This window comes from Pseudomonas sp. SBB6 (assembly GCF_024213215.1).
GTDB lineage: Bacteria > Pseudomonadota > Gammaproteobacteria > Pseudomonadales > Pseudomonadaceae > Aquipseudomonas > Aquipseudomonas donghuensis.
The window spans coordinates 148,826-161,878 of sequence record NZ_JANAVH010000012.1 but is presented as its reverse complement, the minus strand read 5'-3'; the positions used below and the strand labels follow the sequence as shown (position 1 = coordinate 161,878).

The window sequence follows — 13,053 nt, the reverse complement described above, 5'->3', positions numbered from 1 at the left end:
TCCTGTTCAGCGCTAACGCTTAGATCGCGCCACGCTTGCGCAGCAGGTCCAGCACCTGCTTGACGCCGTCTTCCAGGCTGAGGTTCTGGGTGTCGATCACCAGGTCCGCATCCAGCGGTACGTCATACGGGAAGCTTTCGCCCGGAATGTTGTCGCCACCGGCGGCATACAGGCCCTGCGGGTCACGCTCACGGCAAGCCAAAGGCGATGCCTGGACGTAGACGGTGAGCAAACGCTCCTTGCCGATCAGCGCCTTGGCCTGTTCGCGGCCTTCGGCATCCGGGGCGACGAAGGCGGCCAGGGTCAGCAGGCCGGCTTCGTTGAACTGACGCGCAACATGCGCGGCACGGCGCCAGTTCTCGGTACGCCCGGCACGGTCCTGTGGCAGGCCCTTGTTCAGGTCGTGACGCAGGTTCTGGCCATCGAGCACGTACACCGCACGGCCCATGTCGAACAGCTTGCGTTCCACGGCATAGGCCAGGGTGCTCTTGCCCGCGCCCGAGAGGCCGCTGAACAGCACGGTGGCCGGCTGCTGGCCGAAGCGCAGGGCACGTTCTTCAGTGGCCACGTGGGCCAGCTTGCCGTGCTGGCCGACAGTGCCGTGGGGCACAACCGGTGGCGCGATGATCATGCCGGCGCCGACGGTGCCGTTGGTCAGGCGGTCGATGACAATAAAGGCACCGGTGGTGCGGTTGCTGTCATAGCCGTCCAGCGCGATCGGCGCGTCGAGGCTGACCTTGACCTTGCCGATCTCGTTGAGCTGCAGGGCACTGGCAGCGCCCTGCTCCAGGGTGTTCACATCGACCTTGTGGGCGATGCTGGCGATCGAGCCCGGCACATAGCTGGTGGCGCGCTTGATGTCGTATTTCTTGCCCGGCAGCATCGGCTCTTCAGCCATCCACACCAGCATGGCGTCGAACTGGTCGGTCACCGGCGGCACGTTGTCGGCATGTACCAGCAAATCGCCACGGGAGATGTCGATTTCGTCTTCCATGGTCAGGGTCACGGCTTGCCCTGGGCCGGCGTTTTCCAGCTCACCTTCGAAGGTGACGATGGACTTGACCCGGCTGCTCTTGCCCGACGGCAGCACGACGATTTCATCGCCCTTGTGCACCACGCCGCTGGCCAGGGTACCGGCAAAGCCACGGAAGTTCAGGTTCGGGCGGTTGACGTACTGCACCGGGAAGCGCAGGTCGGTGAAGTTGCGGTCGGCCGCGACTTCCACGGTTTCGAGGATTTCCATCAATGCCGGGCCCGTGTACCACGGCGAACGCTCGCTGCGGTTGACCACGTTGTCGCCCTTGAGCGCCGACATCGGCACGAAGTGCAGGCTGCTCGGGGTCATGTTGATAGCCTCGGCAAACTTCAGGTAGTCGGCCTTGATACTTTCGAACACGCCCTCGTCGAAGCCCTTGAGGTCCATCTTGTTGACCGCGACGACAATGTGCTTGATGCCCAGCAACGAGGCAATGTAGCTGTGCCGACGGGTCTGGGTCTGCACGCCGTAGCGGGCATCGACAAGGATGATCGCCAGGTCGCAGGTGGACGCACCGGTGGCCATGTTGCGGGTGTACTGCTCATGGCCCGGGGTGTCGGCGATGATGAACTTGCGCTTGGCGGTAGAGAAGTAGCGGTAGGCCACATCGATGGTGATGCCCTGCTCGCGCTCGGCCTGCAGGCCGTCGACCAGCAACGCCAGGTCGATGTCGTCACCGGTGGTGCCGACTTTCTTCGAATCGCGGGTGATGGCTTCCAGATGATCTTCGTAGATCATCTTCGAGTCGTGCAGCAGGCGCCCGATCAGGGTGCTCTTGCCGTCATCGACGTTACCGCAGGTCAAAAAGCGCAGCAGTTCTTTACGTTCGTGCTGGGCCAGGTAAGCGAGGATGTCCTCGCTGATCAGATCAGATTGGTGCGACATGAAGAGACCCTAACTTAGAAATAGCCCTGACGTTTTTTGTCTTCCATGGAGCCGGCACCATCGTGGTCGATGACGCGGCCCTGGCGCTCGGAAGTGCGCGTCAGGAGCATTTCCTGAATGATGTCGGTGAGGGTTTCGGCCTCCGACTCCACCGCGCCCGTCAACGGGTAGCAGCCAAGGGTACGGAAACGCACCTTCTTCTTGACGATACGGGCCTTTTCTTCCTCCGAGAGGTGCTCGAGGATGCGCGGGTCGTCGATCATGATCAGGGTGCCGTTCTTCTCGATCACTTCGCGTTCGGCCGCGAAGTACAGCGGCACGATCGGGATACCTTCGAGGTAGATGTACTGCCAGATGTCCAGCTCGGTCCAGTTCGACAGCGGGAACACGCGAATCGATTCGCCCTTGTTGACCTTGCCGTTGTACAGGTTCCACAGCTCGGGACGCTGGTTCTTCGGGTCCCAGCGGTGCTTGCTGTCGCGGAACGAGTAGACGCGCTCCTTGGCCCGCGACTTCTCTTCGTCGCGGCGCGCGCCACCGAAGGCGGCATCGAAGCCGTACTGGTCGAGCGCCTGTTTCAGGCCCTCGGTCTTCATGATGTCGGTGTGCTTGGCACTGCCGTGGGTGAACGGGTTGATGCCCTGGGCGATGCCGTCCGGGTTGACGTGAGTGATCAGCTCCAGGCCCATTTCCTCGACCATCTTGTCGCGGAAGCTGTACATCTCCTGGAATTTCCACTGGGTGTCGACGTGCATCACCGGAAACGGCAGCTTGCCCGGGAAGAAGGCCTTGCGCGCCAGGTGCAGCATCACGGCCGAGTCCTTGCCAATCGAGTACAGCATCACCGGGTTATCGAACTCGGCGGCCACCTCACGAATGATGTGGATGCTTTCCGCCTCCAACTGTTTCAAATGCGTCAGTTTGTCGACCATGGTTACTCACGGAAATACGATCTTATGGACGGCCAGCGGGCCGTGTTCGAGCGAGCCACTTTATCACAGCGCCCGATTCTATTTAGGCGGCCAACTAGAACGAAACAGTATAAGAATATGCCCTGCCGTTTTAGCCTCAGATCGGGTTCGGACAGTCGATGAACAGGTGCTCCAGGGCAAAGCGCCGGGCCAGGTAATCACCCAACGCCTGCACACCGTAACGCTCGGTGGCATGGTGGCCGGCGGCGATGAAACTGATGCCGTTCTCGCGGGCGCTGTGGAAGGTCTGCTCGGAGGCTTCGCCACTCAAGTACAGGTCGACACCGGCGGCAATCGCCTGGTCGATGTAGCCCTGACCGCCACCGGTGCACCAGCCGACCCGGCGAATGATTTGCTCGCCTTCGATCAACAGCGGCTCGCGCCCCATCACCTCCTGTACCTTGCGGGCAAAATCGCGTGCCGACATCGGCTCGGCCAGCGAACCGACCAGGCCGACGATCCGCGGGTTCTGCGGGTCCAGCGGGCCTTCGACGGTGATGTCGAGCTGACGCGCCAGCTGCACGTTGTTGCCGACTTCCGGGTGCAGGTCCAGCGGCAGGTGGTAGGACAACAGGCTCAGGTCGTTCTTGAGCAGGGTTTTCAGCCGGCGCTGCTTCATGCCGGTGATGCACGGGTTCTCGCCCTTCCAGAAGTAGCCGTGGTGCACCAGCACCAGGTCGGCTTCGGCTTCGACCGCAGCATCGAGCAAGGCCTGGCTTGCGGTAACGCCGCTGACGATGCGAGTCACCTGCGGGCGGCCCTCGACCTGCAGGCCGTTGGGGCAGTAGTCCTGGATTTTGGCGCTGCCGAGGTAGCGTTCGGCTTCCTCGACCAGGGTGCTCAGGGCAACAGCCATGAAAAGACTCCTCAATTTCGCAGTTCAGCGCGGCCCAAGGCCTCGTATAATGAGCGTCATTATGGGCCGTCGCCGGGTTTGGGGAAACCGACGGCAGTTGCCTGGGGGCTGGCGTTGTTGGTTTTCGTGACGATTAAACAGTTCCTGCACGCGCCCGAGCGCAGTATGATCGCGCGCGTTCACGCTTCCAGCTGTCATCGGCCCTCTGCCAACTCCCAGGATTTGTTCAATGTTCAAGGCTTTGCGTTACTTTGGCTGGCCGCTGCTGGTCGGCGTGCTGATCGCCCTGTTGGTCATCCAGCGCTTTCCGCAATGGGTCGGCCTGCCCAGCCAGGACGTCAACCTGCAACAGGCACCGCAAACCACGCGGATCATGCAGGGGCCGGTGTCCTACGCCGACGCCGTGAGCATCGCCGCCCCGGCAGTGGCCAACCTGTACACCACCAAGGTGGTCAACAAGACCGCCCACCCGCTGTTCGAAGACCCGCAGTTCCGCCGCTTCTTCGGTGACAACCTGCCCAAGCAGCGCCGCTGGGAGTCGAGCCTGGGTTCGGCGGTGATCATGAGCCCGGAAGGCTACCTGCTGACCAACAACCACGTGACCTCCGGTGCCGACCAGATCGTGGTGGCGCTCAAGGACGGCCGTGAAACCCTGGCGCGGGTGATCGGCAGCGACCCGGAAACCGACCTCGCGGTACTGAAGATCGACTTGAAGAACCTGCCATCGATCACCATCGGCCGCTCCGACAACATCCACATCGGCGACGTCGCCCTGGCCATCGGCAACCCCTTCGGCGTCGGCCAGACCGTGACCATGGGCATCATCAGCGCCACCGGGCGTAACCAGTTGGGCCTGAACAACTACGAAGACTTCATCCAGACCGACGCCGCAATCAACCCGGGCAACTCCGGCGGTGCGCTGGTCGACGCCAACGGCAACCTCACCGGCATCAACACGGCGATCTTCTCCAAGTCCGGCGGCTCGCAAGGCATCGGCTTTGCCATTCCGACCAAGCTGGCGCTGGAGGTGATGAAGTCGATCATCGAGCACGGTCAGGTAATTCGTGGCTGGCTGGGTATCGAGGTGCAGCCGCTGAGCCAGGAGCTGGCCGAGTCGTTCGGCATGCAGGGGCGCCCGGGTATCGTCGTCGCGGGGATTTTCCGTGATGGTCCGGCGCAAAAGGCCGGCCTGGAGCTGGGTGACGTGATCCTGAGCATCAATGGCGAGCCCGCCGGCGATGGCCGCCGCTCGATGAACCAGGTGGCGCGGATCAAACCCAACGACAAAGTGGCGATCCAGGTCATGCGCAATGGCAAGGAGCTCAAGCTGACCGCCGAAATCGGCTTGCGTCCACCACCGGCACCGGCAGCCAAAGAAGAAAACTGACCTTCTGCCAAGAAGCGGGGCTGTTTCACAGCCCATCGCCGGCAAGGCCGGCTCCCACCGCCGAACCTGTGGGAGCTGGCCTTGCCAGCGATGGGCTGCAAGGCAGCCCCAATGGCCTCAGTGCAGGATCTGGCTCAAGAACAGCTTGGTCCGCTCATTCTGCGGCCGGTCGAAGAAGTCGTCCGGCGCTGCCTGCTCGACAATCTCGCCCTTGTCCATGAAGATCACCCGGTTCGCCACGGTACGGGCAAAGCCCATCTCGTGGGTCACGCAGAGCATGGTCATGCCGTCTTCCGCCAGGCCAACCATGGTATCGAGCACTTCCTTGACCATCTCCGGGTCCAGCGCCGAGGTCGGTTCGTCGAACAACATGATCTTCGGCTTCATGCACAGCGCCCGGGCAATCGCTACCCGTTGCTGCTGACCACCGGACAACTGCCCCGGGAACTTGTTGGCCTGCTCCGGAATGCGCACCCGCTCAAGGTAATGCATGGCGATTTCCTCGGCCTTGCGCTTGGGCATCTTGCGTACCCACATCGGCGCTAGGGTGCAGTTCTGCAAGATGGTCAGGTGCGGGAACAGGTTGAAATGCTGGAACACCATGCCGACTTCACGACGGATCGCTTCGATCTGCTTGAGGTCGTTGGTCAGCTCCACGCCATCGACGACGATGCGCCCCTGCTGGTGCTCTTCCAGGCGGTTGAGGCAACGGATGGTGGTCGACTTGCCCGAACCCGACGGCCCGCACAGCACGATACGCTCGCCCTGGCGCACATTCAGGTTGATGTCCTTGAGCACGTGGAACTGGCCGTACCACTTGTTCACGCCCTGCATCTGAATAATGCCTTCAGGGCTCACAGGCTGTTTGATCGCTTCACTCATGGGAACACTCCTAACGCTTGTGGCCTGTGTCCAGCTTGCGCTCCAGATGCATGGAGTAGCGGGACATACCGAAACAGAAAATCCAGAAAACCAGGGCGGCGAATACGTAGCCCTCGGTCGCCATGCCCAGCCAGGTCGGGTCGGCAGCGGCCTGCTTGACGCTGTTGAGCAGGTCGAAGAGGCCGATGATGATCACCAGGCTCGTGTCCTTGAACAGGGCAATGAAGGTGTTGACGATGCCGGGGATCACCAGCTTCAGGGCTTGCGGCAGAATCACCAGGCCCATCGAACGCCAGTAACCCAGGCCCATGGCCGCGGCGGCTTCATACTGGCCCTTGGGAATGGCCTGCAGGCCACCGCGCACCACCTCGGCGATGTACGCCGACTGGAACAGGATCACGCCGATCATGGCCCGTAGCAGCTTGTCGAAGCTCATGCCTTCGGGCAGGAACAACGGCAGCATCACCGAGGACATGAACAGCACGGTGATCAGCGGCACGCCGCGCCAGAACTCGATGAAGGTCACGCAGACCACCTTCACCGCCGGCATGTTCGAACGCCGCCCCAGCGCCAGCAAGATCCCCAGCGGCAAGGCGCCGACGATACCCACGGTGGCGATCACCAGGGTCAGCATCAGCCCGCCCCACTGGCTGGTCGGTACCGTGGCCAGGCCCAGGTAGCCACCGTGCAGCAGGGTGTAGGCGATGATCGGGTACAGCACCAGGAAGCCCAGGCCGTAAACCGCCTTGCGCGGGAAGCGCGAGATGAACAGCGGCGCGGCGCCGATTACCGCCAGCCAAACAGTCAGATCGACACGCCAGCGCAGTTCACTGGGGTAGTAGCCGTACATGAACTGGCCGAAGCGCTGCTGGATGAACACCCAGCAGGCGCCCTCCTTGGTGCAGTCGGCGCGGGTGGTGCCGACCCAGTTGGCGTCGAAGATCGACCATTGCAGCAGCGGCGGCACGATCAGCCATACCAGGTACACGGCAAACAGCGTCAGCAGGGTGTTGAGCCAGCTGGAGAACAGGTTGCTGCGCATCCAGGCGACTACGCCGACGGCTTTGACCGGTGGCGGCATATCGGGTTTGAAAACATGGGTACTCATGCGCTTGTCCTCACCGCTCGATCAGCGCAATGCGCTTGTTGTACCAGTTCATCAGCAGGGAAATGCTGATGCTGATGGCCAGATAGACGCTCATGGTGATGGCGATCACCTCGATGGCCTGGCCGGTCTGGTTGAGCACGGTACCGGCGAACAGCGAGACCATTTCCGGGTAGCCGATACCGGCCGCCAGCGACGAGTTCTTCGCCAGGTTCAGGTACTGGCTGGTCAGCGGTGGGATGATCACCCGCAGCGCCTGGGGAATGATCACCTTGCGCAGCGTCGGCCCCTCGCGCAGGCCCAGGGAGCGGGCCGCTTCAGTCTGGCCGTAGCTCACCGAACGGATGCCCGAACGCACGATCTCGGCGATAAAGGCTGCGGTGTAGATGGTCAGCGCCAGGGTCAGGGCCAGCAGTTCCGGGATCAGCACCCAGCCGCCGACGAAGTTGAAGCCCTTGAGCTGCGGCATTTCCCAGTGCACCGGCGCGCCGAACAGCAGCACGCACAGCGCCGGAACACCGAAGAACAGGAACAGGCCGACCCAGAATTTGTGGAACGGCTCGCCGGTGGCCTCAAAGCGCCGGTTGGCCAGGCGCACCATCAGCACAATGGCAATGATGGCCAGCCCCACGGCGACGACGAATGGCCAGAATCCATCGGCCATGGAAGCACCGGGCATGTTCAGGCCGCGGTTGCTGATAAAGAAGGTGTCGTTGAGATTGATGCTACCCCGCGGTCCCGGCAGGGTCAGAAACACCGCGAAGTACCAGAACAGGATCTGCAACAGCGGTGGGATGTTACGGAAAGTCTCGACATACACCGTGGCCAGCTTGCTGATCATCCAGTTCGGTGACAGTCGGGCCACACCGATGATGAAGCCCAAGAGGGTCGCGAAAATGATGCCGATGAAGGTTACCAGCAGGGTGTTGAGCAGGCCGATGACGAAGACCCGCGCATAACTGTCCTGTTCGGTATAGGAGATCAGGTGCTGGGCGATGCCGAAACCGGCACTGCGTTCGAGAAAGTCGAAGCCCGAGGTGATCCCGCGGTGTTGCAGGTTGGTCTGGGTATTGTGAAACAGGTACCAGCCCAGACCGATCACCGCGACCACGGTGAGGATCTGGAACAGCCACGCACGCACACGTGGATCGCTCAGGGATAGTCCCTTGGGTGCGCCGATATTATTTTGCATGTAATGCCCCGAAAGGAAGGGAACCGAACAGCCTGCGGCGGCCGAATGCCGCCGCAGGCCGCAACCGTCAGCGCACCGGTGGCGCGTACTGGATGCCGCCGTTGTTCCACAGGGCGTTCAGACCGCGGTCGATTTGCAGTGGGGTTTCCTTGCCCAGGTTTTTCTCGAAGACTTCGCCGTAGTTGCCGACCTGCTTGACGATCTGCACTACCCAGTCCTTCGGCAGTTTCAGGTCTTTGCCGTACTCGCCATCGGCGCCGAGCATACGGGCCACGTCAGGGTTCTTGGTGGCCTTGGCTTCGGCCTCGACGTTCTTCGAGGTGATCCCCATCTCTTCGGCATTGAGCATGGCGAACAGGGTCCACTTGACGATGCTGAACCACTCTTCATCGCCTTTGCGCACTACCGGGCCCAGCGGCTCCTTGGAGATGGTCTCTGGCAGTACCACGTAATCGGCCGGGGCGGCCAGCTTGGAGCGCTGTGCGTAGAGCTGCGACTTGTCGGAGGTCAGCACGTCGCAGCGGCCGGATTCCAGCGACTTGGCGCTCTCGTCGGAAGTGTCGAAGGTGATCGGGGTGTACTTCAGGCCATTGGCGCGGAAGTAGTCGGAGACGTTGAGCTCGGTGGTGGTACCGGCCTGGATGCAGATGGTTGCACCGTCCAGTTCCTTGGCGCTGGAAACACCCAGCTTCTTGTTGACCAGGAAACCAATGCCGTCGTAGTAGGTAACACCGGCGAACACCAGGCCCATGCCGGCGTCACGGGAGCTGGTCCAGGTTGTGTTACGCGACAGCACATCGACTTCGCCGGACTGTAGCGCGGTGAAGCGTTCCTTGGCGTTGAGCTGGCTGAACTTGACCTTCTTGGCGTCACCGAACACCGCAGCGGCCACCGCGCGGCAGACGTCGGCGTCGATCCCGACGATGTTGCCCTTGGCATCCGGCACCGAGAAGCCCGGCAAACCGTCACTGACACCACATTGAACGAATCCCTTCTTCTGTACTGCGTCCAGGGTCGCACCTGCCTGTGCGAAACCGCTGATACTCAACGCGGTAGCAGCGGTAACCACTGCCAGTGTGGATTTCAACATCTTCATTCAAACCTCCAGTTTTGCTCTTGTTGTGTGAGCCGGGATTGCACCGCACCCTTATGAGGCGCATCCGACCCGTGTTGGCTTGTTTTTGGGTCAATTGGCGCAATGCGCTGTTCTGTGACAGCCTTGAGGACCGCTAACGGGTGTTACCGTCCAAAACGTGTAACCTCGCATCAGGAGTTTCATAGCAAAGCGCGTACCACACTGAGGGGCTAAAGCGTTTCAGTTCACGTCAAGAGGGAAACTTGCAGCGTTGCGACAGGTTTTTCCCGGATTTACCCGACGCGCCTTCATTTCATGCACGCAAACAAGAGCGCGCGCACACTTTCGGAGCAGTCATGACCCACCCGCTGATTCTCGAACCACAAAAAAACGCTGATGCCTGTGTGATCTGGTTGCACGGCCTGGGGGCCGATCGTTACGACTTCATGCCAGTCGCCGAAGCCCTGCAGGAAGTGCTGCTGACCACCCGCTTCGTCATGCCCCAGGCGCCCACCCGCCCTGTAACCATCAACGGTGGCTATGAAATGCCCAGTTGGTACGACATCAAGGCCATGACCCCGGCGCGGGCCATCGATGAAGAGCAACTGCAGGCGTCAGCCGACCAGGTGATCGAACTGATCAAGGCCGAACAGGCAAAGGGCGTGGATCTGGCGCGCATCATCCTCGCCGGTTTCTCCCAGGGCGGCGCGGTGGTACTGCACACTGCCTATATAAAGTGGCAGGAAGCATTGGGTGGCGTTATCGCCCTGTCGACCTATGCCCCGACCTTCGCCCAGGAACGCGAACTGAGCGCCTGCCAGCAACGGACCCCGGCCCTGTGCCTGCACGGTGTTTATGATCCTGTGGTGCTGCCGGCGATGGGCCGTACCGCCTTTGAGCACCTCCAGCATTGGGGGGTCGACGCCGAGTGGAAGGAATACCCGATGGAGCACGAAGTGCTGCCCAAGGAAATCAACGATATCGGCCAATGGCTGAGCGAACGCCTGCGCTAAAAGCAGACTTCCCTGTAGTTGTCAGTGCAATCCACTACGCCGCGCCCGAATCTTGCATTACACTGCCCGGCGTACATTCCTTAACCAATTGATGAGATGACCGTGCTCAAAGCACTCAAGAAGATGTTCGGCAAGAGCGAGGTTGAGCAACTCGCCACCGAAACCGCTGCCCCCGTGAAGCAGCCGCCCGCAGCACTCCAGGCCCCTGCCCCGTCGGCTCCGCTCAAGACCGAGGCCGCAGTCCCTGCACCGGCCCCGGCCCGCGCCGAGAAACCGGCCGAGGCCAAGCCGCGCCGTGAGCGCAAGCCAAAACCCGCAGCCTCCACCTGGAAGCTGGAAGACTTCGCCGTCGAGCCGCAGGAAGGCAAGACCCGCTTCCATGACTTCAAGCTCTCGCCCGAGCTGATGCATGCGATCCACGACCTCGGCTTCCCGTATTGCACGCCGATCCAGGCCCAGGTCCTGGGTTACACCCTGCGCGGCAAAGACGCCATCGGCCGGGCCCAGACCGGCACCGGCAAGACCGCAGCCTTCCTGATTTCGATCATTACCCAGCTGCAGCAGACCCCGCCGCCAAAAGAGCGCTACATGGGCGAGCCTCGGGCGCTGATCATTGCCCCGACCCGCGAACTGGTCGTACAGATCGCCAAGGACGCCGCGGCACTGACCAAATACACCGGTCTGAACGTCATGACCTTCGTCGGTGGCATGGACTTCGACAAGCAGCTCAAGGCCCTCGAAGCCCGCCACTGCGACATCCTGGTGGCCACCCCGGGCCGTCTGCTGGACTTCAACCAGCGCGGCGAAGCGCACCTGGACATGGTCGAAGTGCTGGTACTGGACGAAGCCGACCGCATGCTCGACATGGGCTTCATCCCCCAGGTTCGGCAGATCATCCGCCAGACCCCACCCAAGAGCGAGCGCCAGACCCTGCTGTTCTCGGCAACCTTCACCGAAGACGTGATGAACCTGGCCAAGCAGTGGACCACGGACCCGGCAATCGTCGAGATCGAACCGGAGAACGTCGCCAGCGAAACCGTCGAGCAGCACGTCTATGCCGTGGCCGGCAGTGACAAGTACAAGCTGCTGTACAACCTGGTGACCGAGAACAAGTGGGAACGGGTGATGGTCTTTGCCAACCGCAAGGACGAAGTGCGGCGCATCGAGGAGCGCCTGGTGCGCGACGGCGTCAACGCCGCCCAACTGTCGGGCGACGTGCCGCAGCACAAGCGGATCAAGACCCTGGAGAGCTTCCGCGAAGGGCGCATCACCGTGCTGGTGGCCACCGATGTGGCTGGCCGCGGTATCCACATCGACGGCATCAGCCATGTGATCAACTTCACCCTGCCGGAAGACCCGGACGACTACGTGCACCGTATCGGCCGTACCGGCCGTGCCGGCACCAGCGGCGTGTCGATCAGCTTCGCCGGTGAAGACGACTCCTACCAGCTGCCGACCATCGAAGCGCTGCTGGGACGCAAGATCAGCTGCGAAATGCCGCCAACCGAGCTGCTCAAGCCGGTACCGCGCAAGCATCACTGATAACGTTGAACCTATCGCGGGGCAAGCCCGCTCCTACACCAACCTGTAGGAGCGGGCTTGCCCCGCGATGCTTTTCGTCCATTTAATCCTACCGATATTGCCCAAATAAACAAAAAGTCCATAATAGACAAAATAGTTCATTTGGAGCTTCGCATGTCTGCGCCTCTCGTCATCGATCAACAGCTCGCTCGCCAACTGCTCGCCCAGGTGGATGTCCCGCAGATCCTGCGCAACCTGTTCCGTGACCTGGCGGCCGGGCAAGCGGTGCAACCGCCCCAGCAACTGGTGGAGTTCCCGGCAGGCAAAGGCGACTTCATCAACTATGGCGGCGTACTGGCCCAAGAGCGCGTGTACGGGGTCAAGACCTCGCCCTACATCGTCCGTGAGCAAGGCCCGCTGGTCACCGCCTGGACCCTGCTGATGTCCATGGACAGCGGCCAACCCCTGCTCCTGTGCGATGCCGGCGAGCTGACCACCGCGCGCACCGCCGCCACCACCGCCGTGGCCGTCGACGCCCTGGCGGCCACTGACGCCCGGCGCCTGACCCTGGTCGGCAGCGGCCCGATTGCCCGCGCGCACCTGCATTACGCCCGCGGCCTGCGCGACTGGCAGGATATCCGCCTGTATTCACCAAGCCTTAGCGAACAGTCGGCCGGGCAGCGCCAGGCCCTGACCGATCTTGATCCACGCCTGGTGCTCTGCGCGAGCCTGGAGCAGGCCGTGGTGGATGCCGACGTGATCCTGCTGTGCACCTCCTCGGCCAGCCCGGTACTCGACCCACGCCAGTTGAGCAAGCCCGCGTTGATCACCTCGATCAGTACCAATGCCGTCCGCGCCCATGAAGTGCCACCAGCGAGCTTGAGCGAGATGGATGTCTACTGCGATTACCGGGTGACCACCCCGGGCAGCGCCGGTGAGATGCGCATTGCCACCGAGCAACATGGCTGGCAAGCCGAAGCGATCGTCGGCGATCTGGCGCAATTGATCAGTGGTGCAGCGCAAAAACCGACCTACCAGCGCCACGCCTTCTTCCGCTCCATCGGCCTGGGCCTTGAAGACATCGCCCTGGCCAACGCCCTGTACCGCCTGCCACGCGCCGACTGAGGAAA

General features: G+C 62.1%; 11 protein-coding genes. 4 read left to right on the top strand and 7 right to left on the bottom strand.

Annotated elements, in window-relative coordinates:
* Positions 1-19: 19 nt before the first annotated feature.
* From cysN to NLX68_RS21700, 3 genes are all read right to left on the bottom strand, one after another.
* Positions 20-1,921: a sulfate adenylyltransferase subunit CysN gene (gene cysN, locus NLX68_RS21710; protein ID WP_254285745.1), complete on the bottom strand. Its 1,902-nt coding sequence runs from the start codon at positions 1,919-1,921 to the stop codon at positions 20-22.
* A 14-nt stretch (positions 1,922-1,935) separates the two neighbouring features.
* Positions 1,936-2,853, bottom strand: coding sequence for a sulfate adenylyltransferase subunit CysD (cysD, locus tag NLX68_RS21705; RefSeq protein WP_254285744.1), 918 nt, complete (start codon positions 2,851-2,853; stop codon positions 1,936-1,938).
* A 136-nt stretch (positions 2,854-2,989) separates the two neighbouring features.
* Positions 2,990-3,748, bottom strand: coding sequence for a Nif3-like dinuclear metal center hexameric protein (locus NLX68_RS21700; protein ID WP_038998835.1), 759 nt, complete (start codon positions 3,746-3,748; stop codon positions 2,990-2,992).
* Positions 3,749-3,977: 229 nt separating this feature from the next.
* Here NLX68_RS21700 and algW point away from each other — a divergent pair, with 229 nt between their 5' ends.
* A complete protein-coding gene (gene algW, locus NLX68_RS21695; protein ID WP_010220741.1) occupies positions 3,978-5,135 on the top strand; it encodes a Do family serine endopeptidase AlgW in 1,158 nt (385 codons plus the stop codon).
* A 117-nt stretch (positions 5,136-5,252) separates the two neighbouring features.
* Here the strand turns inward: algW and NLX68_RS21690 are convergent, their stop codons facing one another.
* From NLX68_RS21690 to NLX68_RS21675, 4 genes are all read right to left on the bottom strand, one after another.
* The gene (locus NLX68_RS21690) at positions 5,253-6,017 is read right to left on the bottom strand and encodes an amino acid ABC transporter ATP-binding protein (protein ID WP_010220739.1); all 765 of its coding nucleotides are present in this window, start codon (positions 6,015-6,017) and stop codon (positions 5,253-5,255) included.
* Positions 6,018-6,027: 10 nt separating this feature from the next.
* A complete protein-coding gene (locus NLX68_RS21685) occupies positions 6,028-7,125 on the bottom strand; it encodes an amino acid ABC transporter permease (RefSeq protein WP_254285743.1) in 1,098 nt (365 codons plus the stop codon).
* A 10-nt stretch (positions 7,126-7,135) separates the two neighbouring features.
* Positions 7,136-8,314 carry an amino acid ABC transporter permease gene (locus tag NLX68_RS21680; RefSeq protein WP_254285742.1) on the bottom strand — a complete coding sequence of 393 codons (1,179 nt, stop codon included), beginning with the start codon at positions 8,312-8,314 and terminating at the stop codon, positions 7,136-7,138.
* A 67-nt stretch (positions 8,315-8,381) separates the two neighbouring features.
* Positions 8,382-9,410, bottom strand: coding sequence for an amino acid ABC transporter substrate-binding protein (locus NLX68_RS21675; protein ID WP_010220735.1), 1,029 nt, complete (start codon positions 9,408-9,410; stop codon positions 8,382-8,384).
* Between the two features lie 335 nt (positions 9,411-9,745).
* On the opposite strand from NLX68_RS21675, the gene NLX68_RS21670 reads away from it, so the two are divergent.
* The 3 genes from NLX68_RS21670 to NLX68_RS21660 all read left to right on the top strand — a co-directional run bounded on the left by NLX68_RS21670 (position 9,746) and on the right by NLX68_RS21660 (position 13,048).
* Complete coding sequence (locus tag NLX68_RS21670) at positions 9,746-10,402, top strand: alpha/beta hydrolase (protein ID WP_254285741.1); 657 nt, start codon at positions 9,746-9,748, stop codon at positions 10,400-10,402.
* A gap of 102 nt (positions 10,403-10,504) precedes the next feature.
* Positions 10,505-11,944: an ATP-dependent RNA helicase RhlB gene (gene rhlB, locus NLX68_RS21665; RefSeq protein ID WP_254285740.1), complete on the top strand. Its 1,440-nt coding sequence runs from the start codon at positions 10,505-10,507 to the stop codon at positions 11,942-11,944.
* A 153-nt stretch (positions 11,945-12,097) separates the two neighbouring features.
* Complete coding sequence (locus tag NLX68_RS21660; RefSeq protein WP_254285739.1) at positions 12,098-13,048, top strand: ornithine cyclodeaminase family protein; 951 nt, start codon at positions 12,098-12,100, stop codon at positions 13,046-13,048.
* Positions 13,049-13,053 lie beyond the last annotated feature (5 nt).